This window comes from Vibrio sp. E150_018 (assembly GCF_053544035.1).
This window is the reverse complement of record NZ_JBHGNY010000003.1, coordinates 270,916-296,655: the sequence shown is the minus strand read 5'-3', so window position 1 is coordinate 296,655 and position 25,740 is coordinate 270,916. Positions and strand designations below refer to the sequence as shown.

Here is a 25,740-nt window from a genome sequence, read left to right as displayed (position 1 = left end):
TTAATGAGTTGATTGAGCTCGAAAAAGTGTATCGAGCTGATCAACCACCTCTACCCAATCAGCATCTTCTTTCTTGGCTTCCTTAATAAAGGTTGACTGCGAAGCAGTCCAAAATGATGCGCGATGTAACGGTTGTGAATGGTCCAATTGATCGGCATGTTGAGCAATAAAGGTTTCAATATCTTTATTTGAACTTGCCAAACCAAGTTGCTCAAATAGCGTTTCTAGCGAGTGACGATGCATTTCCATATTACCACCTCTCTTTTTTATAACCTGATTGTTAAAAGCATAGAACATCTGTCAAAAACAATCCTAGGTATCCACTGTTGAGGTTAATTAAAATTTGCTTTGAAGTTTATTAGCTAGCCCCATTCCAACAACCATAGCTGCAACAAAGCTCATCAAGCTTAAGTTAAGCGTTGATAATGACGCTAAGGCGGGACCTGGGCAGATTCCGGCAATTCCCCAACCTAATCCAAATAAACTTGCACCAAGGAGCAGTTTACGATCCACAACTTTACTTTTGGTTATACAAAACTCGGTTTGATCCAGCGGCTTTTGTCTTGGCTTAATAACAAAATGGTACATTGGAGCAAACACCAGTAATGCTCCTCCCATCACAAAAGCCAGATCGACTTTCCATGCGCCTGCTACATCAAGAAAGGCGATAACTTTCACAGGGTTGACCATATCGGAAATCACCATGCCAGCACCAAAAAACAATCCAGAAATAAATGAAATAGAAGAATAACGTTTCATAGTCGCTCACTTATAAGATATGTAATCGAATGTAGACCGTGATTGCCGCCACTAGCATAAAAGTCAGCGTAGCAATCATAGAGCGGATAGAAAAGCGCCCCATTCCACAAATGCCATGACCGCTAGTGCAACCATTACCTAACTTGGTTCCAAGGCCAACCAATAAACCAGCCAGTAACATTGTCACGATAGAACTAGAGTATTGCGTGGGGATACCGGCAAGATCAGGTTGGATAAGCCAGTTTGTCAATAAACCGCCAGCAATCAAGCCAATGATAAATTGAATTCGCCAACCTTTATCTACCGATGATGGCGTCATTACGCCACTAACAATTCCACTGATACCAGCTACTTTCCCTTTAAATAACATAAGAATAGTTGCAGAAATTCCAAGCAACATCCCGCCGAATAATGCACTCCAAGGAATGGTCATAATTACCTCTTGATGATTAATATTTGACACTAATTATATTAGCCTATAATTTATTAGCAATAGCTAAATAATATTTGAGGTTGATATGAAAATTTTAATTATAGGTGGTGTTGCCGGTGGCGCTTCAGCTGCAGCAAGAGCAAGGCGTCTAAGTGAAGATGCAGAAATTATTATGTTTGAACGTGGGGAATTTGTTTCATTTGCAAATTGTGGTTTACCGTATCACATCGGTGGCGACATCACGGAAAGAGCTAACTTACTGCTTCAGACCCCCGAGAGCTTTCTGGCGAGATTCAATGTTGATGTTCGTACAATGAGCGAAGTTGTTAGCATTGATAAAGCAAACAAATCCGTTACTGTTAAGAATGTACTAGACGGCACTGAATATACTGAAAGCTACGATTTCTTAGTATTAAGCCCAGGTGCAGGCCCAATTGTTCCTCCTATTCCTGGTATCAATAATCCTATTACGCATTCTCTGCGTAATATTCCAGATATGGATAAAATTCTTAATACTATACGCATGAACCGCCCAGAACATGCCACGGTGGTTGGTGGTGGTTTTATCGGATTAGAAATGATGGAAGCGTTCCATCAACTTGGCATTAAAACGACTCTTGTGGAACTAGCTGACCAAGTTATGACACCTGTAGACAGTGAAATGGCAGGTTTTGCTCACGCAGAAATCAAAGAGAAAGGTGTTGATCTACGTTTAGGTGTGGCCTTAGAAGCGGTGGAATATGTTAAGGAATCCCACGTCGCTAACATCGAAAGTGGTGAAACAGATCAGCATCCTCATATTCAAGGCCACCTCAACCTTAGCCTTAGCAGCGGAGAAACGATACAAACAGAAATTCTGGTTATGGCTATCGGTGTCCGTCCTGAAATTAAATTGGCAAAAGAAGCTGGCCTAAAAATTGGTGAACTTGGTGGTATCTGGACTACCTCAGCGATGCAAAGTAGTGATCCATCTATTTACGCTGTTGGCGATGCTGTAGAAGAAGCCGACTTTATTACTGGCAAACCAACGATTGTACCGCTCGCAGGTCCTGCAAATCGTCAAGGTCGCATGGCCGCCGATAACATATTTGGTCGAGGCGAAACCTATCAAGGAACTCAAGGTACAGCAATCTGTAAGATTTTCGATCTAGCGATAGCTTCTACAGGTAAAAATGAAAAATCACTTAAGCGTGAAGGCATTCCATTCAAGAAAGTTTATGTTCACACTGCAAGCCATGCAAGTTACTACCCTGGTGCAGAACTTGTCTCATTTAAGATGCTATACTGCCCAGAAACCAAGAAAATTCTTGGTGCACAAGCTGTAGGTAAAGATGGAGTAGATAAGCGTATTGATATTATGGCTGTTGCTCAACGAGCTGGTATGACTATCGAGCAATTGCAACATTTGGAACTGACGTATGCACCTCCATTTGGCAGTGCAAAAGACGTCATTAATCAAGCCGCTTTCGTTGCTAACAACATTGAAAATGGTGACTCAAGAGGAATTCACTTTGATGAGCTTAATACTTTAACAAATGAACAGCTCATATTGGATGTTCGTACTCCGATGGAAATCGAAAACTTCGGAACGTTAGAAGGTGCTATCAATATTCCTGTCGATGAACTCCGTCCTCGCATGAGCGAATTACCAAAAGACAAAGAGATCATTATCTACTGTCAAGTTGGGTTACGCGGTCATGTTGCTTATCGTCAATTAGTGAATAATGGTTACAAAGCCAGAAACTTAATTGGTGGTTATAGAACTTATATTCATGCCAAGTGTTAATTTAAATATATAAAAACGGCCACTTTCGTTTGTAAAGTGGCCGTTCTTTTATTCGTTATTTTTATTGCTTATTATAAGACTTACAATGCTCGATGGCTTCTTCCAACAATTGTAGCGCTGTTTTATCGCAGGGCTCTAGCTCTGCTGTTTGTGCTTCAATTGGTGTAACTCTATCGCCCCATTTAATCATGCCAGCCCCCCATGTTAGGCCTGCACCAAATGCGGCAACAAGGATATTCATATTCGGTTTAACAAAACCTTGTTCAACGGCTTCGCATAGAGCAATAGGAACCGTTGCAGCAGAAGTGTTACCGTATTTTTGAATATTTACGAAGGCTTTATCTTGAGAAATACCGGCAAAATCACACAAAGTTTGGATGATGCGAATATTGGCCTGATGAGGTACCACACAATCAACGTCTTCTTTGGTTAAACCAGAACGTTCAAGTACATTTTGCGTTGCTGCACTCATGCCTTTTACTGCACGTTTAAAGATATCTTTACCAATAAAGTTAAAATCCCAGTGACCACTATCTCGATCAAAACGGTTCATAGCGGTACCAAATTTAGGAATCGCAAGAATATCACGCCCTTCCGCATCACAACCGAGTGAAGCCTGTTGAAGTCCAACAGGGTTATCCTGTTCACGTCGAGAGAGTACAACAGCTCCTGCACCATCACCAAATAATACTGCGGTATCACGTTGAGTCCAGTTTAGATAAAACGACAAATGTTCTGCACCAATAACAATAGCATTACGATAATTACCCGCTTGGATTAGTCTAGTTGCGGTTTCTAAACCATAAAGGAAACCAGTACAAGCAGCGTTTAAATCAAAAGCGGCAGCGGCTTGGATACCAAGGTTACTTTGCACTTTCGACGCAGTATTTGGAATCAAGGTGTCTGGTGAGCATGTTGCGACAATAATACAATCAACCTCATCAGCGGTAATTCCGGCAGCATGCATGGCATTTTGGGCGGCTACTGTTGCAAGATCAGATGTCTCTACATGGCTAATACGGCGACTTTCAATTCCCGTGCGAGAGCGGATCCATTCATCAGAGGTTTCTAAAAATGTACTTAAATCGTCATTAGTCAAAACCGCAGGTGGTAGACACTTCCCCCACCCTGTAATTTCTGCGTAAACGTTAGCCATAAAAATACCTTATTAATGTTATTGTTTTATTTTAAACTTATATACCCAAGTGACTTCAATTTGCCTTGCCGAAAGCTTGTTTTATTCTTGCTGAAATTCACATCTTGGCGTTATTTGGATATAAACATTATACGATAGTTGCTTGAAAACTTATACGTTAAGTATTTCCAGAGTCACCGTTTTATAAAAAGTAGAGAATATTCTTAAAGAGGTCCTCATGACATCATTTATAACCGCTTGCCCATATTGCCAAAGTAAGAACAAAGTCCCCGAATCAAGAGTGTCTGATAAAGCGAACTGTGGGCGCTGTCAATCACCTCTTTTTGATGGTAAGCCAATAACAGCTACAACTGAAAACTTAAATGCATTATTAACGAGTGAACTGCCGGTTATTATTGATTTTTGGGCACCTTGGTGTAATCCATGTGTTGGCTTTGCTCCTATCTTTGAAGACACAGCTGCAGACATGACTGGTCAAGCAAGATTTTTGAAAGTTGATACTGAATCACAGCAAAATATTGCCACTAAATATCAAATTCGTAGCATTCCAACCATTATGGTCTTTAAGTCAGGTAAAATGGTCGATTCTATTAATGGCGCCTTGCCAAAAGGCCAGTTTATACAATGGTTAAACCAAGCAATCACCAAATAGTTAACCTCTAATAATATACAATAAAGATTGCCTAATATGCTTATTATTAGGCAGTTTCCTATTGAAAATATAGTAACTCTCCTTCAATCAATTTCTTTTATCGTTAAATCAAAAAAATCTCATTTTACATGTTGTGATGTAAGCCTCATATTCGCCTCGATATTATCTTCTTATTTACATTACACTTGCGGAGTATGCGGTGAACAACGTAGCTTTGATTTCATCAAAACCATCATTTTTTATTCCTGTTGCTGCATTATCTTTATATGCGATTGCATCAGGTTATTTAATGAGTTTGATCCCATTGATGTTAGGTCAATATGGTTTAAGCACGGACACTGCAAGCTGGTTAGCCAGTGCCTTTTATGCTGGATTATTATTAGGTGCGATGTTCATTGAGCCTATTGTGGCGAAAATAGGACATAAGAATGCCTTTATCTTTTTCCTAGTGCTATTTTCACTCACTATTGTAGTAATGCCGATTGTTCCAACATTTGAGTCATGGCTATTTTCTCGTTTCATTGCGGGTATTGCAGTGGCTGGCATATTTGTGGTTGTTGAATCTTGGCTACTAATTGGTGATGAAAAAAGCCGAGCCAAGCGACTAGGTTTATACATGGCTTCACTTTATGGTGGTGCGACACTAGGTCAACTAGGTATTAGTATTTTTGCAATGGAAAGCGAGTGGCCATTTGTGGTGATTCTGTCTTTACTTGTTACAGCTACCCTATTGCTTTGTTTTGGTCGTTGTCAGCAACCGCAAACGGAAACCCATTCAGTACTGAGCTTAAAGCAAATATTTAAGATGAATAAAGCGGCCTTAATCGGTTGTATGGTATCAGGTCTGTTAATTGGCTCTATTTATGGCCTTATGCCTTTAGAGTTACACGATCGTCATGTTTCAACCGCTAAAATTGGTAGCTTGATGGCGTTACTTGTCATGGGCGCAATGTTGGTACAGCCCATTGTATCTTGGGGCAGCCAATTTATGAGCAAGAAATTATTGATGGGATTATTTTGCCTACTTGGTGTGTTTGCAATTGGTTTAACGGCATTAAGTTCTAGCCTAATTGTACTTGCCATTAGCCTGGTGTTACTTGGTATGGCAACCTTCTCTATCTACCCTTTGGCAATCAGCCTAGGTTGTGATGGATTAGAAGAAAATTACATTGTTTCTGCCACGCAGATTATGTTGCTTGCCTATAGTATTGGCTCGGTTGTTGGCCCTATTGCCGCGCAATATTGGATGAATAACCCTGAAGGTTTGACAGGCTTCTTATTCGTGATCTTGTTGGCAACATCACTTTATATGTTTGCTATGAGCATCAAGCGTAAATCACGTATGGTCGCGGGTAAATAATCGAAAAAATCAGTAAAAATTGAGCTAAGAAAAAGCGCCTCACTTCACTTTATTGATGTGAGGCGCTTTTTTATATCACAGATAATATTTCTACAGCCTGCCTAACTAGTTATTTTATGTTGAGGTCTTTAAGTTATGTTCAAATACTTATGTGTTTGGATTGATAAACGCCAATTACGCTTAATGCAAGTTTCCACACAAAGTTCAGTCGCTCTAGGTTTCTGACTGATTGGTTGCAGGGCTATGTTGGCTTTAGATTCGCATTCTGCCCGAGTGAGTAGCGCATCAAGTTGATCGATATCTTTTTGTGTTCCTACGGGATGCTTAATTTCATTGGCGCGTTGTAGTGCAGAATTGAGGACTTCCAGTTTACTTTTCATGGCAATCTTTGGTGACACTGTCACCCAGGTGCCGCCAGAACATAACACTTCCGATGTTCCACTGGTCTCAATTTGACACTGGCAGCCTAACGCTTCAAAAGCAGACGTTAATGGTTGTAAATCATAGATACAAGGCTCACCACCGGTGATCACAATATGCTTTGCTGTGTAGCCTTGCTGTTGATATACCGACACAATGTCATCAACGCTGGCTGGGCTCCAGCTTGGGCTATCGCCTTGTTTAATGATGATATTACCGAGTGTGGTTTTATCGCTTTCTTCAGCGGTCCAGGTTTGTTTGGTATCACACCATGAACACCCTACCGGGCAAACTTGAAGACGAATAAAAACAGAAGGCACACCGGTAAAGTAGCCTTCTCCTTGGATAGTTTCAAAGATTTCGTTGATCTTGTACACAAAGTTCGCCTTTACTCTTGACCACGGTATATACAACCTGCTGTACAGGTTTCTTTGATTTCAATTTTGCTTAGTTGTGGTAACAGAGGTTTTACTTTTTCCCAGATCCACTTCGCTAATACTTCGCTAGTTGGGTTCTCTAACCCAGGAATATCATTGAGATAATAGTGGTCAAGTTGATCATAAATTGGTGCGAAGATTTTCTTCACATCACCAAAGTCGATAATCCAGCCAGTGGTCGGATCCACTTCACCTTGAATGTATAAGCGAACAAAGAAAGAATGACCGTGCAAACGTCCACATTTATGCCCTTCTGGTACGTTAGGTAAATGGTGCGCTGCTTCAAAAATGAAGTCTTTGTATATCTCGCAAGTCATAATAATTCCGAGTCTGAGTTAAATGGGATTTGAATATATAGAACTCGATCACGAATGAAAAGCGAATATTACACTATCTAATGGTAAATAAACTTAAGCCCTTATCTAAACTAAACCAAAAATATAAGCTAGCTTTAAAATCGACGTTTGATATGATGCGCAACCACTAGATTGCAGAGACGGGTTATGAACCGTAAGAAAAAAATCAATTCGATTTTAAAAAAACGATTAAAGCAGCAAAATTCCAAGCTGCATAAAACCAATAAGCCGAAATATATTTCTAAAGCAGAGCGGGCTCGTATGGAAGAAGAGGCTCAAACTCAAGACACTATACCCAAGTGATTTCAAGGTGCAGAATTCAGAGCTATCATCCAAGCCTTTAGGCAAGGAAGATTGGTGAAGGAATAAGTACCTTTCAAAGCAATCTGACACAGAATAAAGGTTTGGATGAAGCTCCCGAAGGGCAAGTTAAAACAAGCTTTATACTGCGTTAAATTGAACAGAGATAGAGTGACTATGATCATATTCAATTTACCTTGCCTAAAGCTTGTTTTATTCTTGCTGAAACTCGCACCTTGAAGTTACTTGGGTATACCGATGATGTGCAAACAACAGAACAAGTAGAATCAGAGCAATAACTCGTCTTCAATGGGTTGGTATCGATCGGCGGCTTCAATAAGAGAATTCGCCGTTAAGCCCGGCACCCCATAAACTTCAACTGTTTTTCCGTAACGACTTTGAATACGCTTAGCTAATAAATCAAAGTCACCATCTCCTGATGCAATCACAATGACATCTGAAATTTCAGCTAATTCCATAGCATCAAGCGCAATTCCAACATCCCAATCCCCTTTTGCAGAGCCATCTTGTCGTTGAATAAATGGTTTGAGTTTTACGTCAAACCCAATCCCTCTCAAGATATTATGAAATTGCTTTTGTTTATCGTCGCTACGCGCTATCGCATAAGCATTTGCATTGACTAAAGTGCGATCTTTCATCACTTTTGCCCAGAATGCATTGTAATCAAAATGGCGGTGATATTTGTCGCGAGTGGTGTAATAAATGTTTTGTACATCAACTAATATGGATACAGTTTGCATAAATTTCCAAATAAAAAATACGGCATTATGAGTGACTACTAGACTGGATCCATTGTAGGTACTCGTGGAACCCCGTTTCGATGGGCAGCATAACGATTTGTGGTACTTGATAGTTATGGTTAGCTAAAATAACTTGCTCAACTTCTTGGTAGTGTCGATGCAGAATTTTAATGATCAATAGTGATTCTTGATCATAATTCACCTCTCCATGCCAATGGTAGTAGCTCGTTATTGGCATGACTTGGATACAAGCGGCTAATTTTTGGGTTAATAACGCATTAATAATCGCTTGTTGGCTTTCTTCTTCGTTTGTTGTTGATAGAACAATCGCATAGCCATCAGGGTGTGTGTCCATAATGCAATTCTCCCTTTGTTCATTATCGAAAGTGTCTATTTAGTGTAGAGCTTTACTCTGGCTTTACCCATACCTGACTAAAATCAAACCAACCCAAGGCATTACAAGTGGCATTTTGCAGTGAACCACATTGATCTTGGCTTACTCCTAACCAACAGTGAAACATAGGTATGAGTTGCTGAGTTTGAACTAGTTGCTTAGCCAACTCTTTTGCCGGGAAAGTTTGATTGGGTTGAGAACGCCAAGCTGAAACCATCTTCTTCCAATGAGAAAAGTGGTCCTGATTACTCATGATATCGATATCACTGTAACCAAGAAGCCAGCCGATTAAAGCATCCTTACGATGGTTAGCCAACCCCATAGGTTTGAGCCAAATATCCACCTCATCAGGGTTTTCAACGGTGAGATCATATTTAACCGTTTTTAAGCTAATGCCATCTTCTTTTAATAAACTTTTCATGGATTTTATTACATAAGGAAACAACGGGTGCATACTGTGATAGGCAACCGTAATTTGTGCTTTTTCATTATGTTCTATTGCTGGTGGCATTAAGTTTGATTGTAAAATGCCACTATGATGCCAACCAGGCTTTAAGCCATGAGCGTGTAGCAAGCCTAATTCAATAACTTTTTGATCTGGGATCCCTCTCAATAAACTAAACGGATTTAACCTTTGCGCTAAGTAATGCGCCCAATCGTCATTTGTAGCAATACCAGAACGACGGTTAAGTAGTAAATAGGTGCAACCAGGATCGAGTTCTACATCGGTGAACTGCCCTTCTTTAGGCTTATTTGGATGAGTTAAGCTAGGATAAACCATGGATGAATGAGCTTCATCAATGACCCATACTTCCACTCGTTCAATGAGCGGGCGATAACCAAAGTAATGTTCAAAGGCTTCTAGCACCAAACGAGCCGAATCATTTCTGGTGACTTTATATGGCCCTGTACCGTTAGGAATCAAATCAAATTTATCAAGATCACTGATGTGGGACTGCAATATTTTTGCCGGAGTTTCTGTCAGTAATAAAGGTAAGTAATAATCGGCATCGGTTAAGTGAATATCGAGTGTATTATTAGAAGGCGAAGCAACCGACTCAATATGTTCAAATAGAGTTAATGTTTTTAATCGATTGATGCTTTCAATCACGTCCGTCATGTTCAAACGGTCGCCATTATGAAAACGTACGCCTGAACGTAAGTAAAAACGCCAATGCGTTGGTGATAACATTTCCCAGTGGTGAGCAAGATCTGGTTGAACTTGCTCTTTTTCATCTAACTGAGTTAAGCCACTAAAAATTTGTCGGATGATGTGTTGTTCAGAACGGCGAGTTGGCTTTAATGGATTGAGTGTGGCGAGTTGACGATAATAAGGTAAACGGATGACTTGCTGCCCTTCTAAATGACTAAAGCCTAGGTAGCCTTGGAATACTTGAGTAAGCCGTGCAGGATCATTATCTAAAACAGAAAGAGCATGTTCTATTTTGCCTTCTTCTAAATAACGCTTGGCAAGATTCTCACTTACATCAATTTTATTACGTTTAAAAATCAAGCGTGATAATTTACCACGCCCTGCTGCTGGCACCCATTCAATCCAGCCTTCTTCTGCTAATTTGTTAAGGACAATACGAGTATTTCGGCGAGTACAACACAATATATCGGTTAACTCTTCTAAATGAATCGCGCAATCTTCACCTTGGAAGTGTTCAAATAAACGTTCAAATTGTGTTCTTAATCGTGGGCTGCTCATAAAGGGGAAACTCTATTGTTTAGCAATAAGAAATCATTTCCCACTTTATCAGCTTTAAAGGGATAAATCTTGTGGTAAAGCCATTTTTAGGTATGAAATGTAAAACGGAAAGTTCCTCTTTTATTACTAATCGCTATTGGATTGGTAAACAAAGAAAATCAGCCAGTTGCTGTAATTGTTGTTCGGAATCTAACTTAATCGACCACTGACATTGCATATCATGTGCAGTAATCACATTGGCACCACGACCAATCAGTTGCAGCGCTTCAGTTTGACATTGCATCGTGACACTTGCCATTTGGCTTAAACGCACCACAATTTCGTGTTGGTTAGCAATGATTTTGCCTTGTGTGAATTCAATGATCATTTTCGGCTTTTAACTACTTTTTCGAGTTTTAACGGCCATTGTAATTCGGCTCGTACATAGTAGACGCTGTTCTTCATCAACAATTTCAATTTGCCATACCTGAGTAGATACTCCGATATGAATTGGCCAAGTTTTTCCTGTCACTACTCCGTTACGCTTTGCTCGAATATGGTTGGCGTTAATATCGAGACCGACGCAGTAAGCATTATCATCCACACACATATTGGCAGCCAGAGAGCCGAGTGTTTCAGCTAATACAACCGATGCGCCACCGTGCAATAACCCCATTGGTTGGTGAGTGATACTTGATACCGGCATGGTCGCTGAAATACTATTATCTGTGATCTCAACATACTCAATATTAAGATGCTCCATTAAGGTATTGCGAGACGTTGCATTTAAACGTTCTAAAGTGACGTCTTTTTTCCAAATCATGGTGATCCCTATATTCAATAACACTGAGCTCGTAACAATATTCTTATCAATAACTAAGTGCAAGATCTCACTTCTCAATATGAAGACGCCACTCTCATTTTGATGTCAGCCTTATCGTACATTTGAGCAATTGCTGTTATAGATAATGTGTTTTAAAGTTAACTCAATATTGTTAGATCAGGAATTATTATGAACATGCTTTCACCACGATTAAAGAAAGTCACGTTAAGTGGATTAATCATGATGGGTTTGTCTGCTTGTACTTCTTCTCCCACAGGTAGAAGTCAGGTGATTCTATTTTCAGATAGTGAAATGTCTCAATTAGGCGCACAATCTTTTGAGCAAATGAAACAAAAAGAGAAAGTCAGTAAGGATGCCAAGGTCAATGCTTATGTGACTTGTGTGGCTAATGCAATTACCAAGCAAGTGCCTAAGCAAGCAAGTTTTGAACAATGGGAAGTGGTGGTGTTTGATTCTGACCAAGTTAACGCATTCGCCCTGCCTGGTGGCAAAATCGGTGTTTATACTGGTCTACTTAATGTAGCAACTAACCAAGATCAACTGGCAACAGTCTTAGGGCATGAAGTGGCGCATGTAATTGCTAATCATGGTAATGAACGTATGTCACGTAGCCAAATAACCAGCACTGGATTGCAAATTACCGATTTTGCCTTAGCCGGTACGGAATACAAAGAAATGATGATGAGCGCTTTAGGCTTGGGCGTGGAATACGGCATTAATTTACCTTATGGGCGAAGCCAAGAAACGGAAGCCGATATTATGGGTATTGATCTGATGGCCAAAGCTGGATTCGATCCGCAACAAAGCATTCAACTATGGAAGAATATGGCAAAGGCATCCGGTGGAAATCAACCTCCTGAATTGTTGTCAACTCACCCTTCTCATAACACTCGAATACAAGATCTAGGTGATGAGATTAAAGCTTTACCTAGATACAACGCATCAGCCCCGAATTGCCAAGCATAGATGTATGAAGAGTTAATAACAGAAAGCATTGTTTCATCGCTTCTTACGCAGATTTAGAATGAAGTCTAATAACTCAATTATTACAAGCGCGGATAAAATGTTTGTGGTTATAATGAAAGGACAATAATGTCGGCACTAGTGCTGGTATAAATCCCACTTGATGGGAAACGGGTGTTACCTTTGCTTGCAAACACCAAAAGGGGTAAGTCGTTGGACTTACCCCTTTTTCTATTAATCTCAAATATATCGTTGCTAGTACACAATTATTATTTATTATTGGTTACTGACCTTTTTATGGCCTTGTTCTAAATGTACGACACCAATAAGATCGTCACCTGAAACTTGGAAGGCCTGACCAAACCCTTTAACAAACAGGCCTTGTATAGGTTTTAAACAAAAAAGTTTAAAATCTTCTAATTGGCTTAAGCCTTTCACTATTTCACCAAATCGTTGTTCTAATTCTTCTGTCACTTGTTGCCATTGTTTTGAGTCTCGCTCAACAATACTTGCAACCGCATCAAATGTTAGTCTCTTACGAGCAAATAATTGCTTAGATCTATCTTCGTCTTCAATCAACATTAAAGACACTTGAGGGTTTGCGGTAAGGTTTCTAGCATGACGAGCAATTTCAGAAATAAGTACAAAGTATCCATCGCCATTTACCACAAAAGGTGCATAACTCACATTAGGTTTACCTGTTTCATCAACCGTTGCTAACTGGATGGTTTTTCTCTCTGAGCGAAACTCTTGAATTTCTGGACCTAATCTATTTTGTAATCTTTCTTGCTTTATTACTTTCGCTTGAATGGTTTGACTTTCCATAATGTCCCCTTATTGGCTCAATTCAATTTGAATTTGTTTAAATTTCTCTACTTGATCTGCAAATAAAACGCGTTTCTGATCTCGACCTAAATAAATTTTAAAAATGCTATTTCCTAATGAGTCAAAAAAACCGAAGTAATAGCTCTCCTTTCCTCTGAAAGGTTTTGAGACAAGAGCAACTTTCTCGATAAGGTTTAATCTTAAGTGACCCTGTAACTCACCAGGTTTTCCCATTAAATTATAGTAACCATGAGCGTTTTTACCTTTGGGGAATGGTGCTTTCACTTCAAAGATAGAACCAAAGGAATGCATTATAGTTGTCACTGGCCCCCAACCAACTATAGTTTCTAGCATTGTTTGAGCATGTTCACCGGGTACGATAACGGCCATGTCTTTTGGAAATGCACAGACTATTTCGCCTTCACTCACCCCTAAGTGTTGAGCTAAGGTAGCAGGTAAAGTGCTGTCATCTTTGTCTAGAAGTTCTCTAACTCTTTGTTTTAGTACATCCCTATCCATTGGTAATTACTCTTTTTGTCTTCATATTAAGCAGGTGAGCAGAATCATAATTTTACATTAATGAGAATGCAATTGATAATTGATATTATTTAGATTGTGATCAATAATCGTTGAAAGTTAAGTTTATGTTCTAAAGGATTTGATGTGAACGTTCGTCGTTATACTTGTGCTGCAATTATTTCTTTTGGCGCTCATGCTGCATTAGTCAGTCAATTTGATGAGCAAAAAGCTTTTGCCATGCCTGTTGGTACTCAAGCGAGCACAATTTCACTTCAGTTTGTTAAGGTCCCATCACCTTCTACATCAAACAAATCTGAGATAAAGCCAACTGAATCGACGAACCTAAAGTCATCTTCTGAAAAAACTGAGCCTATACCACCTCCCTCTAAAGCGGTGCAGCCTGTAGTAAATAAAAAGCCTGTTACTAAGCCAAAGCCCGTTAAAAAGAAAAACGCTATCGAAAAACAAACAGTTGCTAAAAAAGAAATAGAGAAAAAGCCGGTATCAAAACGCTCCGTTGTAAAAGATCCATCAATAGATAAGCTTCAGCCAAAGGCTCAAGTTGAACCCGTTATCGAAAAAGAACTTTCCGCTCAAGCCTCCCCTGCAAGCTCGGCAAAGCAAGGCGTAAGTGAAAAGCCAATTCTCATTGAACAACCAAGCTTTTTAGCTCCGCCAACAAAGCCTCGTTACCCTAGGTTAGCTCAGCGCCGAGGCATTGAAGGCACGGCTATGTATGAAATTTGGCTCGATGAAAATGGTCAACAAATTAAGCAAAACTTATTGTCTTCCTCTGGTGCATCGATGCTTGATCAAGCTGCTCTAGAGGCAATAAAAAAGTGGAAGTTTTCACCACGTAAAATCAATGGTACTTCGATCGCACATCGAGTACAGGTTCCTATTCGTTTCAAGTTGGATTAATCAATGATATTTATTTCTCAAATAGAACAGTTGCTTGGCTTAATGGCTTGGCCGCTTATGATTTGTTCTTTGCTTACCTTGATTATTATTGTCGAGCGTTTAATTCATGTGGTCTTTAATCACTCGGTTGGACGAGCTCAAATATCAAATTCATTATCTGCAATTAAGTCATCAGAAACGGCAAAGGTTCAACATTTAGCAGATATTTTTGTTCAACGTCGTGCTGTGATTTATCAAGGCGTTTCATTACTTCTTCGTCAATCTTCTTTATCTAAGTCATTGCGTGAAGATGTCGCAGGGATTTGGCTACAAGAAAAGCATCATCAGTTACAAAGCGGTTTAAAGATCCTCTCTCTTATCGGTGTTATCAGCCCATTAATCGGCCTGTTAGGCACCGTTTTGGGACTCATTGATATGTTTAAAGGTGTGGCGGCGAGTTCTGGCAATATTACGCCAAACGATCTTGCTGATGGTTTAGGTATTGCGATGCGCACTACAGCGGCAGGTTTAATTATCGCTCTACCGGCAATTGTTAGCGCGCAGCTTTTCACTTTATGGTCAGAGCAGCTTATTAGCAAACTTGAACATGCGATGAATCAAGTCAATTTATGGATTGAAGGTGTCGATATGTTGCCCTCTGTAAAAACACCATCAATAGAGTCTAGTCATTTAACCTCAACAGAAACGCAGGTTGAAAAATGATTCGTTCAAATATAGCTATTTACTCATCTCCTATTACCCCAGATTTAACCCCGCTTCTCGATATTATTTTTATTGTGATGGTTTTTTTAATGCTAACCGCTTCCGTTAAGTTGAGTTCATTAGAAGTGCAACTCCCATCAACGGAATCAGGTGAAACGAAAGTTGTCGAGAAACAATCCATCACAATCAATATATTAAACCAGCCACCCTACTGGGCGATTGATGGGAAAGCTTCTCCTAATTGGGAAGAATTTCAAAAGTCTTTAACGACTACCGTTACGCAAGATCCTAAAAAAGAAGTGATTATTGCCGCGGATAAGCACGCTGAAATACAACATATAGTGAAGTTATTTGGCTTCCTTCAACAGCAAAACATCTCAGCCACTCAAATTCTCATGGAGGAACCAACCAATGTTAAATAACAATAAGAAGTCGTTAACGGTTTTATTGTCAGTTATTGCAAGCTTTTCTGCTAATGCTTTAGCTTCTAATACTGTGGATTCTAATACTGATAGCAAAACTGAACGTATTATTAGTGCAGGTTCTGCCGTAACTGAAATTATTGAAGCATTGGGTGCGGAAGAGCAATTAATAGCGATTGATGTGACCAGTGATCAGCCTAGTGGAAAATCATTACCGGTAGTGGGTTACCACCGTCAACTCTCTACTGAAGGTTTGATGGCGCTACAACCAAGCCTATTAATAGGTTCGGATGAAATGGGCCCAGATTCGACTCTCAATACACTAAAACAAGCTGGTATTTCGGTAGAGGTTGTCAATAACGAAACGACAATTGAAGGATTAGATAAGCGTATTGATCAAATTGCGCACATTACCGGAAAGCAGCAACAAGCCGCCAGTATTAAGCAAAATGTGGATAAACAAGTTGTCACTTTACAGTCTCATCAACCACAAAATAAAAAGAAAGTGATGTTCTTACTTATCCATGATGGGCGACCTGCAAATGTAGCCGGCAACCATACAACACCAAATGCTTTAATTGAAATGATTGGTGCTATCAACCCTGCCGCAGCATCTCTCGATTCATACAAGCCGATTTCACTTGAATCGATGATTGAGATGCAACCTGATGTTATTTTAATTAGTGGTCGTAGCTTAGATGACTTAGGGGGCGCGGAAGCGATTTTAAAAAAAATGCCTATGTTAGCGGCAACCCCAGCAGGAAAAGCTCATAACATCATTTCAATTGATGGTAAGGCATTAGTTGGCGGTGTGGGCTTAAAAACATTATCTGAAGCTGAGCGTATTCAGCCTTTAATTTACCCAAGCGAATAAGTTAAATATGTTAAGACAAGCTTCCCTACCCATTATTTTATTACTGTTTGCTAGTCTTACGATTATCACAAGCCTGGTGTCGATAGCCGTTGGGCCTATGCAGATTAGCTTGACTCACAGCATCATGAGTTTTCTGCCATCAAATGCAGATCTCCCCCAACATGTCGCTTTAATTATTCATCAAGTTCGCTTGCCAAGAACATTACTATGCTTGTTGGTTGGTGGGATTTTAGGGTTATGCGGAGCGGTGATGCAAGGTCTATTTCGTAACCCACTTGCTGAACCTGGCATAATCGGTGTGTCCGCAGGTGCCGCCTTAGGTGCTGCACTTGCGATTGTGTTATTTTCTAACATAACAAGCTTCTACCCTAATTTTATGAATTTCGCTGCGGTTCCGATATTTGCTTTTCTTGGGGGTGCTTTAACGACAATTATTGTTTATAAGCTGGGCACGAGTAACTTAGGGACATCCGTTACCATTATGCTATTAGCAGGTGTTGCTATTAGCGCCTTATCGGGAGCTGCGATTGGTTATTTAAATTTTATTGCTGATGACCAAATGTTAAGAGATCTCTCTTTATGGTCTATGGGTTCATTAGCAGGTGCAACCTGGCCTAGTATTACTCTAGCTAGCGTAACATTGGCGCTATTATCGTTTCTATTTATTAAACAAGCCCCGGCTTTAAATGCCTTGTTGCTAGGTGAATCGGAAGCTAAACATCTTGGCGTACCGATTCAATCTCTCAAGCGTCGTTTGATCTTACTCACGGCAGTCGGTGTTGGTGTGACAGTTAGCTTAAGCGGCATGATAGGTTTTGTGGGGCTCGTAATTCCGCACCTAGGTAGAATGTTGGTTGGGCCGGATCACCGTACCTTACTCCCTGTTTCTATTTTGTTAGGTGCTTTACTGTTAACCCTTGCGGATATGTTTGCACGAGTGGCGGTGATGCCAGCGGAACTGCCTGTCGGTATTGTTACCGCTCTCGTAGGGGCCCCTTTCTTTCTGTATCTTCTATTTAGGCAAAAGGGACGTTTTATCTAATGCAGGTTCAAAATATGCAGCATGAAATCGCCATAAAAGCACAGCACCTCACCCTACAATACAGAAAAAAGCAGATTTTAAATGATGTCAGCTTAGATATCTGCCTAGGAGAAGTCACGGCTTTACTTGGTCCTAACGGCACAGGAAAAAGCAGTTTATTAAAGTTATTATGTGGAGAAGCATCACTCTCACAACAAACGAATTCAAATGCCAGTTTGAAATATTTTGGTAAGCCTGCAGAAAGTTGGGATAAACAGCAGCTTGCACGTCACTTGGGTATATTACCCCAACACAGCACCCTATCATTTCCTTTTTTAGTTGAAGAAGTCGTTGAGTTAGGCGGTTTACCACTAAATGTTTCTAAAGCTGAGATCAGTATTATAGCTAGAGAAAAAATGAAGCAAGTAGGCATACTCACTATGGCCAAACAGCTTTACCCTCAATTATCTGGCGGTGAAAAGCAACGAGTACACATAGCACGAGTATTAACTCAGCTTCATTATGCTCAATCTAATCGCATTTTTATGTTAGATGAACCCACTTCCGCGCTCGACTTAGCACATCAGCACAATACATTGCAGTTAGTTAAAGAGATGGCTAAAACGGGTACGGCGGTTGTGGTGGTGTTGCACGATTTAAACTTAGCAGCCCAATATGCAGATAGAATTTTACTACTCGATCAAGGTGACATTATAAGTGATGGCAATGCTTGGCATACTTTGACTGCATCGAATATAGAGCAAGTTTATGGACAAAAAATACTCCTATCAAAACATCCTCAACATGAGTTTCCTGTCATCATGCCAGCTTAGTCACTAGCGGTAATATACTGTGGGTTTGTTTTAGCTCAATGCTTTTTTCTGGTTTTAATCTAAAATCAGGCGTAAAGTACCCACAGTTTTTGTACGAGGATAAACATATGACAACAGAAACAGAGTTAGAAGTAAGTGCAGAAAATGAAGTATGCGAAGCTTGTGGTTGTAGTGCGGAAATGGGATTCATCATCAAAGAAGGTGATGATGTTGCTGAAGTAACCATTTTGGCTCAAGGTAAAGAGACATTAATGGCTCAACTACAACCTTATCTTCAACTTGCTGAGCGTGTGAATTCAAACTATCAAAGTGACATTGAAAATGTTGCCGATGATGCCACGCAACTGACCGCTCGCATTAAGTTTGAATGTAGCGCTGAAAAGTTAATTTTTGAACTACAAAGTCGTTCTTTGAATCAATAATTCCGACCTACTCCTTAGGTAATAAAAAAGCAACTGAATCAATCAGTTGCTTTTTTTGTAACTGGGTTTTAGTCGTCGGTTATTCTACTAGTTGCTCGACTTCGTTTTTCTTGGTAACCGGATTAGCATACATCGCGACCAATTTTTCTTGAGCACCAGCCGGTAACGCTTTTAATTTTTTAGCAAAGTTAGCTTCAACTTCTTCTGTGATGGTATCGCTTTGCTTACCTGCAGCTAATAAATTTACTGGGTACAAACGATACAGTGTATGAATTTGACGATCTAATTCTTTGGCAAGTTCATCAGATGTTTCAAAGTCATCGGTGATCACATCACCAAAGCTAACATGTACACGCCCTTTTTCACCAATAATACCTTTAACAATACTGGCAATATCTTCAAATTCTGTTTTTTCGTATTTACCATTCATTTCGATTTCATAAAGCTCTTTGGCTTTGTCGATATCACAAGGATCATTTTCATACGAAATAGAAACCGGAACAATTTTGAGTGATTTAATGTAATCAGGAAATGCAATTTTTTGGCGACGTCCTTCTACATGAAACATCTTCAAAATAGCCGGTTCTGTCATGTCATTACCGTCTTTGGCTCGACCTTCTCGTTGAGCAATCCAAATAGAATTCTGCGTTTCTAGTGAATGTTTAATATAAGAAGACAGTAGACCTAACGCTTTCATCATTTCACGCGGTGCTTTAATTGAGCGTTTTACGATAAAGCTTTTATTTAGCTTCATCATCTCTGTCGCACAAGGCATTTTTAATAAGTTATCACCAATCGCGATGCGAACGGTTTTATGTCCATTATTATAAAGGCCCCAGTTAACTAATGCTGGGTCCATGGCAATATCACGGTGATTAGAAACAAACAGATAAGCTTGCTCAGGGTCGAGCTTTTCTAGACCTGAGTACGTTACGCCATTGGTCGTCTTATTTAAGGTTGAACCCATGTAAAGCTCAACTTCACGTTGAATATCATCAACGGTTTTGAGTTTTGACCATTTGATCTTTAGATAGACTTTTATCGCAGGAGAAACCAGCTTTTTAAACCAGGCCGGCTTATGAGAAAAACGATATTTGATGATCGCATTAATGAAGCTATCATCATTAATTAGACGCTCAAGAGCCGCTGGGATTTCATCATCATTATAAGGACGAATTTCTTTGTATGGATCGTTATCAATGCTCATTAATTTACTGCAGTTATGAATAAACGGGTAATTTTACGATGATATGCTCCAAATAGACAGGAGCAATCTCAAAGCAAAACCAATTGGGATGCGTAAATTACCTGAATTCGTTAAATTAGTGAATAGATGAATGTTCAAGTTTAACAAAACCCTTAATTTTATTGTGCTAAAACAAGAACGATAGGGATTAAAGTGATTGGAAAGGTGACTATAAAACGGTATCTTAACGCTAAATTTTAATCGTTAAAAAATGGCTCATGAACTATTTAATCGCTCACCAGATATATCAATATCCTTTCTTACACATCACCGCACGTAAAAAGACGATAAAGCATAAGTTAATTTCTGTTTTAAGTGGCCTTGTTTCTGTGCGCTTAGGGAAAACGGAATATGTGATGAATGCGGGCGATACTTTCTGGTTGCCTTTTGACTGTTTAAACTCCCTAACCTATTTTCCAAACTGTTCATTGATTGAAATAGAAGTATCGGTACGTTCAACCAAGAACTACCCCCACCAAGCGGGTTTGGTTCAACGCTCAGCATTACTCAATGTTTTGCTAGATACCTTAAGCCAATCCCCTTTCGACCCAAGCCAAAATGAGCAGAAAAAATGGCTGGAAATCGTAGATTTTGAACTTGAAAAACTGAGCCCTCAGCTAGATGATTCCGTGTTAACACTAGAAAATGCTACTAAGATACCGAGTATTGATCACGCCTCACTGCAAATGGCATTAAAAGTAAGACAAGCATTCAAACTTCGTGCATCAGGCATTAAAACAGAACGTATTATTGATGAGGTGTTTTCGGCAAATACCCAGCAGGCTGAACAATTGTGTTTGACCATTGCCAATAAATCGTTGAGTTCATAGCGCATCTTTTGAATTATAAAGTTTATGCTCTTGAATATATGCCTCAACTGAGGGCGTAATCAGATCGTTAATCGATTGATGATTGGCAAGACGCTGTCTGATCTGAGTACTACGAACCGGTAATGTTTCAGGGCAAGCCAATATTGACCATTTGGTTGTAATTTCATCCGCTTTATAAAATTGACCAAAGTTTAGAAAGTTATCGGGGCCGAGAACAAAGGTAAGCTGACTTTGTGGGTAGCGTTCTTGCAACGCCGTCATTACTGCATAGGTCGTTACTGAGATCCCTTGTCCCTCTCCATTTGATTGCAAAATCTCCGCTTCAATATTACTTATTTTTAAATTGTCTAGCTTAGCATCTCGAATAAAAGCTTCAACCATCTCGCAGCGAGCGGAATACTCGAGCATGTCTTTTCCCCATGCGTGAGCAATACTTGGCACTAACAAAACCAAATCATAATGCTTGAGTCTTTCTAGTACACTTTTGTGCCCTAAGCTTGGCGGATTAAATGCACTACCAAAAATTGCAATATTCACGAAGCAGAAGTTCCTCAGTCGATACAAAATAAGTACAAGATTACCATTGTTAGTCATACAGTGAAACGAGATAAAGGTATACACTGAAGTTACTTGGGTATGGACTAGACTCACTCCTTGAGGTCAATTGGGGATAGTTATATGATGGCAATCACAGTTTAATTTATAATTTTTTTGCTGCACAATAAGGAATTCTCATGGAGCAACTCATTCGTCAAGAAATGCAAGTCCTACCCATTATCGATGCTCAATTTGAAATTACTCGCCGAGTTTCTTTTATCAAGAAAAAATTGCAGCAATCTGGCTGTAAATCATTAATTCTCGGTATTAGTGGCGGTGTAGATTCCACTAGCTGTGGTCGCCTTGCTCAGTTAGCGGTAAATCAACTGAATACAGAAAACAATACAACTGACTACCAATTTATCGCAGTACGCCTACCTTATGGTGATCAGAAAGACGAAGATGAAGCTCAAGTGGCACTGTCATTTATTCAACCGACTCACTCTATTTCGGTGAATATCAAGGCCGGTGTTGATGGGCTGCACGCCGCAAGCCATGAAGCACTAAATGGTACAGGGTTACTACCAAGCGATCCGGCAAAAGTCGACTTTGTGAAAGGTAATGTTAAAGCTCGTGCCCGTATGGTGGCTCAATATGAAGTGGCCGGTTATGTTGGTGGCCTAGTGTTAGGCACAGACCACTCTGCAGAAAATATTACGGGTTTTTATACTAAATTTGGCGACGGTGCGTGTGATTTGGCGCCACTGTTTGGTTTAAGCAAACGCCAAGTGCGTCAAGTGGCGGCTGAACTTGGTGCGCCTGAGATATTAGTGAATAAAGTACCAACAGCCGATCTTGAAGAACTTGCTCCACAAAAGGCTGATGAAGATGCGTTAAACCTAACCTATGACCAAATTGATGATTTCTTAGAAGGTAAACCAGTAACGCAAGAAGTGATTGAGCGTTTAGTTGGAATTTATAAATCGACGCAACATAAGCGTCAGCCTATCCCGACAATTTACGACTAAGCTTTTTTATTACAATAAAGATTTTATAACAAGGCTTTTTACGACTAAACATTAAAGTTACGTTGGAAAAAAAGCCATGGTGTCAAATAAAAGAAAAAAGGCTCACTAATTTAATTAGCGAGCCTTTGTTATATGGGTAAGTATACGTTTTAACCGTTACTGCTTAACACCTTCAACATAAAGGTCTAAATCTACGTAAGTTGCCCCTGCCATTTCTTTAATACCAAAGTCTTTTACTTCTAGACGAGTAGTACCTTTAAAACCTGCACGTTCACCACCCCATGGGTCTTTACCTGCACCGATAAATTCAGCATCAATCGTTACTGGAACCGTTTTACCATGTAATTGTAAATTACCATCAACCGCTAATTTGCCGTTGCCTTTATCAGTTACTTTAGTACTCGTAAATGTCGCTTCAGGGAATTTACTCACATTTAAAAGATCATCGCTACGAATGTGTTTGTCACGATCAGCATGATTTGAATCAATGCTGCTAGTATTAACGACAACATTCACTTTTGAAGCTTCAACATTGGTTGGGTCGTAAGAAAAGGTACCTTCAAAATCATTAAAACGACCTTGTGTGAAGCTATAACCTAAGTGGCTTACACGAAAATTTACGGAGGCATGTGCGCCTTTAGTATCAATTTGGTAATCCGCTGCAATTGCCCCCATAGGTAGTACCATAGTGGCACATAAACCAGCAGTTGTTAGCCATTTTTTCATTTCCATTTTGATCATTTTGTCGCTCCTGTCATTTTTCGTAACGTATTGTCTTTATTAACAAAGTGATGTTTTAGTGCTGCAATCGCATGTATGGATGTTAAACCTATCAAGATACATGCAAAGTAATAATGTAGCAGACCTGCAATATCCGATTGGTCTTCAAATAGTGCGCCGAGTGATGGCACTGTGTACCAATCAAAAATATCAATGCCACGGCCATCAGAAGTAGAAATGAGATAACCTGAAATAAAAATTCCAAACAATAACGCATACATTAACAAGTGAGCAATTTTCGCTGAAATTTTTTCAAATGAAGTCCCTTCTATTTCTGGTGAATGAGTAAATAAGCGCCAAATCACCCGAAACACAGTATAAACCGCGAGTAATAAACCGACTGATTTATGCCAATGTGGCGCATCTTGATACCAAGTACTGTAATAACTTAAATCAACCATCCATAGACCAGCAGCAAATAAGCCAATAATGACTAGAGCAGAGATCCAATGGTTAATTTTGCTAATAAGATTATAGCTATGTACAACTTGATTCATGTAACTAATTCCATATATGAAAGTTATTCTTGTTTCGTCTTAGTATTACTAAAACATTCACAGAAGATAAGAGTTTATTCTGTACAACTTGTTCAATTTTTTTGACCATGTTGTATACATTGTGACAACCATTAGAAATTTAAGGAATTATAAATATAAATTAACGGTTACTTTTATGTAACAAAAATTTTGTCAAGAAGTGTAAGTGCAAACCCATTAATCATTTAAGATACATTCAGTATTTATATTTGAAATTAATTGAACAGTATTACGGTCTTATAAAAGTATATCTCTATCATCGTCTTCAATAAGGACTATTTTATGTTGATTAAATCACGTCCATCTTGGGTTTTAAGTGAAAATAAGGCTACACCAGAGTCTATTTATAAACAGCGTAGAGATATTGTTAAAAAACTAGGTATTGCCGCAGCAGTAGCCCCTTTTGCATCTCAGGCTCATGCTAATTTATTTGATGTATTCAGTTCATCAAATGAAAAACTCACTGCGAAAGATTCAAGAACTACGTTAGAAGGCGCGGTGTCGAAGTATTCAACAAAAGGATTGTCACTGACACCAGAAAATAAGGTCCTGACTTATAATAATTTCTATGAGTTTGGTACAGGTAAAGGCGAACCCGCAGAGCAAGCAAAGAATTTCAAAACCACGCCTTGGACGATAGAAATTACAGGTGAAGTCGCCAAATCGGTAAAACTTGATATGGCTGATGTGATGAAGAATATGGAGATTGAAGAACGTATCTACCGCCACCGCTGTGTAGAGGCATGGTCGATGAATGTTCCATGGTTAGGTTTTACATTAGCGTCACTATTGAAATTGGTTCAACCTACCAGTAAAGCCAAATATGTCGCATTTGAAACGCTTTACGATCCTGAACAAATGCCTGGTCAACGTGGTTTTTCAAGTATTGACTACCCGTACGTAGAAGGTTTAACCATGGCAGAAGCCATGAATCCACTGACCTTAATGACGGTTGGTTTATATGGTAAAACTCTTGCGCCACAAAATGGTGCTCCATTACGACTTATTGTACCTTGGAAGTACGGTTTTAAAGGGATTAAGTCGATTGTCAAAATCCATTTACTTGAAAAACAACCACCGACTACTTGGAATTTACTTGCTCCTGATGAGTATGGTTTTTATGCCAATGTGAATCCAAATGTCGACCACCCTAGGTGGAGCCAAGCAAGTGAACGATTTATTGGTGAAGGCAGTGTATTTAGTTCCGTTCGACAAGAAACCTTGATGTTTAACGGTTATGGTGAGCAAGTTGCCTCGTTGTATAAAGATCTAGACCTAAAGCGAAATTATTAATGCCTTTAAAGCCAAAGCACATTATTGGGCTAAAAGTATTCATACATTTAACCCAAATATTTTCATTTACTTGGTTGGCCTTTGCCGTGATTAATGGGCACTTAGGGGCAGACCCTGTTCAGCCGATTATTCACTTTACCGGTAAAGCAGCACTTAATACCCTGTTAATTACACTACTCATTTCACCACTAGCGAAAAAAATCAAACAAGGTCCGTTAATTAGAGTGCGGCGCTTGTTAGGTGTTTATAGCTTCGCTTGGGCAGTCATTCACTTAACGGCATTTGCTTGGTTGGATTTGGCTTTACAATGGCAATTAATCGGTAGTGAAATCATTAAACGTCCTTACCTCGTTCTAGGTGCGGTAATTTGGATTATCTTGTTGTTATTAACCATCACTTCCACACAAGCGGTGCAACGTAAAATGGGCAGCAATTACACAATTGGGTGTATCTCGCCGCCATACTCGCGCCAATTCACTTTTACTGGTCGGTTAAATCAGAAATTTTAGAACCAAGCCTTTATATTGGTGGATCCTTATTATTACTATGGCTAAGAAAAGAGAAAGTTCTACGTTGGCTCGATACCTTACTACCGAGCAAAGCATCAGCAACAAAAAAGAGTTCGAAGTCATAATTCCTT

General features: G+C 39.6%; 32 protein-coding genes and 1 pseudogene. 16 read left to right on the top strand and 17 right to left on the bottom strand.

The window, feature by feature from the left end:
* The 3 genes from ACE3G9_RS06160 to ACE3G9_RS06150 all read right to left on the bottom strand — a co-directional run bounded on the left by ACE3G9_RS06160 (nucleotide 1) and on the right by ACE3G9_RS06150 (nucleotide 1,192).
* On the bottom strand, nucleotides 1–249 hold the full coding sequence (locus ACE3G9_RS06160) for a DUF2789 family protein (protein ID WP_449218686.1): 249 nt from the start codon (nucleotides 247–249) through the stop codon (nucleotides 1–3).
* An 87-nt stretch (nucleotides 250–336) separates the two neighbouring features.
* Entirely contained in the window at nucleotides 337–759 is a 423-nt protein-coding gene (locus ACE3G9_RS06155) for a DUF6691 family protein (RefSeq protein WP_417878947.1), read from the bottom strand.
* A gap of 10 nt (nucleotides 760–769) precedes the next feature.
* Nucleotides 770–1,192: a YeeE/YedE family protein gene (locus tag ACE3G9_RS06150; RefSeq protein ID WP_417878946.1), complete on the bottom strand. Its 423-nt coding sequence runs from the start codon at nucleotides 1,190–1,192 to the stop codon at nucleotides 770–772.
* Nucleotides 1,193–1,277: 85 nt separating this feature from the next.
* On the opposite strand from ACE3G9_RS06150, the gene ACE3G9_RS06145 reads away from it, so the two are divergent.
* Nucleotides 1,278–2,978 carry an FAD-dependent oxidoreductase gene (locus ACE3G9_RS06145; protein WP_417878945.1) on the top strand — a complete coding sequence of 567 codons (1,701 nt, stop codon included), beginning with the start codon at nucleotides 1,278–1,280 and terminating at the stop codon, nucleotides 2,976–2,978.
* Nucleotides 2,979–3,039: 61 nt separating this feature from the next.
* Here the strand turns inward: ACE3G9_RS06145 and ACE3G9_RS06140 are convergent, their stop codons facing one another.
* Nucleotides 3,040–4,134 (bottom strand): beta-ketoacyl-ACP synthase 3, encoded by a 1,095-nt coding sequence (locus tag ACE3G9_RS06140; RefSeq protein WP_449218685.1) that lies wholly within the window; start codon nucleotides 4,132–4,134, stop codon nucleotides 3,040–3,042.
* Between the two features lie 217 nt (nucleotides 4,135–4,351).
* Here ACE3G9_RS06140 and trxC point away from each other — a divergent pair, with 217 nt between their 5' ends.
* Nucleotides 4,352–4,786: a thioredoxin TrxC gene (trxC, locus tag ACE3G9_RS06135; protein ID WP_417878943.1), complete on the top strand. Its 435-nt coding sequence runs from the start codon at nucleotides 4,352–4,354 to the stop codon at nucleotides 4,784–4,786.
* A 199-nt stretch (nucleotides 4,787–4,985) separates the two neighbouring features.
* On the top strand, nucleotides 4,986–6,146 hold the full coding sequence (locus ACE3G9_RS06130; protein WP_417878942.1) for an MFS transporter: 1,161 nt from the start codon (nucleotides 4,986–4,988) through the stop codon (nucleotides 6,144–6,146).
* Nucleotides 6,147–6,274: 128 nt separating this feature from the next.
* Here ACE3G9_RS06130 and queE read toward each other — a convergent pair whose 3' ends face one another.
* Complete coding sequence (queE, locus tag ACE3G9_RS06125) at nucleotides 6,275–6,943, bottom strand: 7-carboxy-7-deazaguanine synthase QueE (protein ID WP_449218684.1); 669 nt, start codon at nucleotides 6,941–6,943, stop codon at nucleotides 6,275–6,277.
* Nucleotides 6,944–6,954: 11 nt separating this feature from the next.
* Nucleotides 6,955–7,320: a 6-carboxytetrahydropterin synthase QueD gene (queD, locus tag ACE3G9_RS06120; RefSeq protein ID WP_417878940.1), complete on the bottom strand. Its 366-nt coding sequence runs from the start codon at nucleotides 7,318–7,320 to the stop codon at nucleotides 6,955–6,957.
* A gap of 186 nt (nucleotides 7,321–7,506) precedes the next feature.
* Here queD and ACE3G9_RS06115 point away from each other — a divergent pair, with 186 nt between their 5' ends.
* Nucleotides 7,507–7,662 carry a DUF2986 domain-containing protein gene (locus tag ACE3G9_RS06115; protein WP_417878939.1) on the top strand — a complete coding sequence of 52 codons (156 nt, stop codon included), beginning with the start codon at nucleotides 7,507–7,509 and terminating at the stop codon, nucleotides 7,660–7,662.
* Nucleotides 7,663–7,946: 284 nt separating this feature from the next.
* Here ACE3G9_RS06115 and ACE3G9_RS06110 read toward each other — a convergent pair whose 3' ends face one another.
* The 5 genes from ACE3G9_RS06110 to ACE3G9_RS06090 all read right to left on the bottom strand — a co-directional run bounded on the left by ACE3G9_RS06110 (nucleotide 7,947) and on the right by ACE3G9_RS06090 (nucleotide 11,327).
* The gene (locus tag ACE3G9_RS06110) at nucleotides 7,947–8,420 is read right to left on the bottom strand and encodes an NYN domain-containing protein (RefSeq protein WP_027695917.1); all 474 of its coding nucleotides are present in this window, start codon (nucleotides 8,418–8,420) and stop codon (nucleotides 7,947–7,949) included.
* A 25-nt stretch (nucleotides 8,421–8,445) separates the two neighbouring features.
* The gene (gene cutA / locus ACE3G9_RS06105; protein ID WP_449218683.1) at nucleotides 8,446–8,775 is read right to left on the bottom strand and encodes a divalent-cation tolerance protein CutA; all 330 of its coding nucleotides are present in this window, start codon (nucleotides 8,773–8,775) and stop codon (nucleotides 8,446–8,448) included.
* A gap of 52 nt (nucleotides 8,776–8,827) precedes the next feature.
* On the bottom strand, nucleotides 8,828–10,525 hold the full coding sequence (locus ACE3G9_RS06100; protein WP_449218682.1) for an SgrR family transcriptional regulator: 1,698 nt from the start codon (nucleotides 10,523–10,525) through the stop codon (nucleotides 8,828–8,830).
* A gap of 133 nt (nucleotides 10,526–10,658) precedes the next feature.
* Entirely contained in the window at nucleotides 10,659–10,892 is a 234-nt protein-coding gene (locus ACE3G9_RS06095; protein WP_417878936.1) for a DUF3389 family protein, read from the bottom strand.
* Nucleotides 10,893–10,901: 9 nt separating this feature from the next.
* Nucleotides 10,902–11,327 carry a hotdog fold thioesterase gene (locus ACE3G9_RS06090; RefSeq protein WP_449218681.1) on the bottom strand — a complete coding sequence of 142 codons (426 nt, stop codon included), beginning with the start codon at nucleotides 11,325–11,327 and terminating at the stop codon, nucleotides 10,902–10,904.
* 195 nt (nucleotides 11,328–11,522) lie between these two features.
* Between ACE3G9_RS06090 and ACE3G9_RS06085 the strand changes: the two genes are divergently transcribed.
* Nucleotides 11,523–12,314, top strand: a complete 792-nt coding sequence (locus ACE3G9_RS06085) for a M48 family metallopeptidase (protein ID WP_417879477.1) — start codon at nucleotides 11,523–11,525, stop codon at nucleotides 12,312–12,314.
* A 273-nt stretch (nucleotides 12,315–12,587) separates the two neighbouring features.
* Here ACE3G9_RS06085 and hutZ read toward each other — a convergent pair whose 3' ends face one another.
* Together hutZ and hutX are read right to left on the bottom strand one after the other, a co-directional pair.
* Entirely contained in the window at nucleotides 12,588–13,136 is a 549-nt protein-coding gene (gene hutZ / locus ACE3G9_RS06080) for a heme utilization protein HutZ (protein WP_417878934.1), read from the bottom strand.
* Between the two features lie 9 nt (nucleotides 13,137–13,145).
* Nucleotides 13,146–13,655, bottom strand: a complete 510-nt coding sequence (gene hutX, locus ACE3G9_RS06075; RefSeq protein WP_449218680.1) for a heme utilization cystosolic carrier protein HutX — start codon at nucleotides 13,653–13,655, stop codon at nucleotides 13,146–13,148.
* A 144-nt stretch (nucleotides 13,656–13,799) separates the two neighbouring features.
* Between hutX and ACE3G9_RS06070 the strand changes: the two genes are divergently transcribed.
* The 7 genes from ACE3G9_RS06070 to ACE3G9_RS06040 all read left to right on the top strand — a co-directional run bounded on the left by ACE3G9_RS06070 (nucleotide 13,800) and on the right by ACE3G9_RS06040 (nucleotide 18,850).
* Nucleotides 13,800–14,576, top strand: a complete 777-nt coding sequence (locus tag ACE3G9_RS06070) for an energy transducer TonB (RefSeq protein ID WP_449218679.1) — start codon at nucleotides 13,800–13,802, stop codon at nucleotides 14,574–14,576.
* A gap of 3 nt (nucleotides 14,577–14,579) precedes the next feature.
* On the top strand, nucleotides 14,580–15,278 hold the full coding sequence (locus ACE3G9_RS06065) for a MotA/TolQ/ExbB proton channel family protein (RefSeq protein WP_449218678.1): 699 nt from the start codon (nucleotides 14,580–14,582) through the stop codon (nucleotides 15,276–15,278).
* Entirely contained in the window at nucleotides 15,275–15,700 is a 426-nt protein-coding gene (locus tag ACE3G9_RS06060) for an ExbD/TolR family protein (protein ID WP_449218677.1), read from the top strand. Before ACE3G9_RS06065 ends, ACE3G9_RS06060 begins: the two co-directional genes overlap by 4 nt.
* Nucleotides 15,690–16,574 carry a heme/hemin ABC transporter substrate-binding protein gene (locus tag ACE3G9_RS06055; RefSeq protein WP_417878929.1) on the top strand — a complete coding sequence of 295 codons (885 nt, stop codon included), beginning with the start codon at nucleotides 15,690–15,692 and terminating at the stop codon, nucleotides 16,572–16,574. The genes ACE3G9_RS06060 and ACE3G9_RS06055 overlap by 11 nt, the downstream gene beginning before the upstream one ends.
* Before the next feature lie 7 nt (nucleotides 16,575–16,581).
* A complete protein-coding gene (locus ACE3G9_RS06050; RefSeq protein WP_417878928.1) occupies nucleotides 16,582–17,616 on the top strand; it encodes a FecCD family ABC transporter permease in 1,035 nt (344 codons plus the stop codon).
* Nucleotides 17,617–17,630: 14 nt separating this feature from the next.
* Nucleotides 17,631–18,428: a heme ABC transporter ATP-binding protein gene (locus tag ACE3G9_RS06045; protein WP_449218676.1), complete on the top strand. Its 798-nt coding sequence runs from the start codon at nucleotides 17,631–17,633 to the stop codon at nucleotides 18,426–18,428.
* A gap of 107 nt (nucleotides 18,429–18,535) precedes the next feature.
* On the top strand, nucleotides 18,536–18,850 hold the full coding sequence (locus ACE3G9_RS06040; protein WP_449218675.1) for a DUF406 family protein: 315 nt from the start codon (nucleotides 18,536–18,538) through the stop codon (nucleotides 18,848–18,850).
* A 79-nt stretch (nucleotides 18,851–18,929) separates the two neighbouring features.
* Here ACE3G9_RS06040 and ACE3G9_RS06035 read toward each other — a convergent pair whose 3' ends face one another.
* Nucleotides 18,930–20,057 (bottom strand): 1-acyl-sn-glycerol-3-phosphate acyltransferase, encoded by a 1,128-nt coding sequence (locus tag ACE3G9_RS06035; RefSeq protein WP_417878925.1) that lies wholly within the window; start codon nucleotides 20,055–20,057, stop codon nucleotides 18,930–18,932.
* Nucleotides 20,058–20,314: 257 nt separating this feature from the next.
* Here ACE3G9_RS06035 and ACE3G9_RS06030 point away from each other — a divergent pair, with 257 nt between their 5' ends.
* Nucleotides 20,315–20,926: a hypothetical protein gene (locus tag ACE3G9_RS06030; protein WP_449218674.1), complete on the top strand. Its 612-nt coding sequence runs from the start codon at nucleotides 20,315–20,317 to the stop codon at nucleotides 20,924–20,926.
* Here the strand turns inward: ACE3G9_RS06030 and ACE3G9_RS06025 are convergent.
* Nucleotides 20,921–21,481 (bottom strand): nicotinate-nicotinamide nucleotide adenylyltransferase, encoded by a 561-nt coding sequence (locus tag ACE3G9_RS06025; protein WP_417879476.1) that lies wholly within the window; start codon nucleotides 21,479–21,481, stop codon nucleotides 20,921–20,923. The genes ACE3G9_RS06030 and ACE3G9_RS06025 overlap by 6 nt on opposite strands.
* A 179-nt stretch (nucleotides 21,482–21,660) precedes the next feature.
* Between ACE3G9_RS06025 and nadE the strand changes: the two genes are divergently transcribed.
* The gene (nadE, locus tag ACE3G9_RS06020) at nucleotides 21,661–22,491 is read left to right on the top strand and encodes an ammonia-dependent NAD(+) synthetase (RefSeq protein WP_449218673.1); all 831 of its coding nucleotides are present in this window, start codon (nucleotides 21,661–21,663) and stop codon (nucleotides 22,489–22,491) included.
* Between the two features lie 156 nt (nucleotides 22,492–22,647).
* Here the strand turns inward: nadE and ACE3G9_RS06015 are convergent, their stop codons facing one another.
* Together ACE3G9_RS06015 and ACE3G9_RS06010 are read right to left on the bottom strand one after the other, a co-directional pair.
* The gene (locus tag ACE3G9_RS06015) at nucleotides 22,648–23,217 is read right to left on the bottom strand and encodes a YceI family protein (protein ID WP_417879475.1); all 570 of its coding nucleotides are present in this window, start codon (nucleotides 23,215–23,217) and stop codon (nucleotides 22,648–22,650) included.
* An 11-nt stretch (nucleotides 23,218–23,228) separates the two neighbouring features.
* Nucleotides 23,229–23,768, bottom strand: coding sequence for a cytochrome b (locus tag ACE3G9_RS06010; protein ID WP_449218672.1), 540 nt, complete (start codon nucleotides 23,766–23,768; stop codon nucleotides 23,229–23,231).
* A 321-nt stretch (nucleotides 23,769–24,089) separates the two neighbouring features.
* Here ACE3G9_RS06010 and msrP point away from each other — a divergent pair, with 321 nt between their 5' ends.
* Nucleotides 24,090–25,100, top strand: coding sequence for a protein-methionine-sulfoxide reductase catalytic subunit MsrP (gene msrP / locus ACE3G9_RS06005; protein ID WP_417878922.1), 1,011 nt, complete (start codon nucleotides 24,090–24,092; stop codon nucleotides 25,098–25,100).
* Nucleotides 25,100–25,734, top strand: a pseudogene (gene msrQ / locus ACE3G9_RS06000) (protein-methionine-sulfoxide reductase heme-binding subunit MsrQ). Before msrP ends, msrQ begins: the two are co-directional and overlap by 1 nt.
* Nucleotides 25,735–25,740 lie beyond the last annotated feature (6 nt).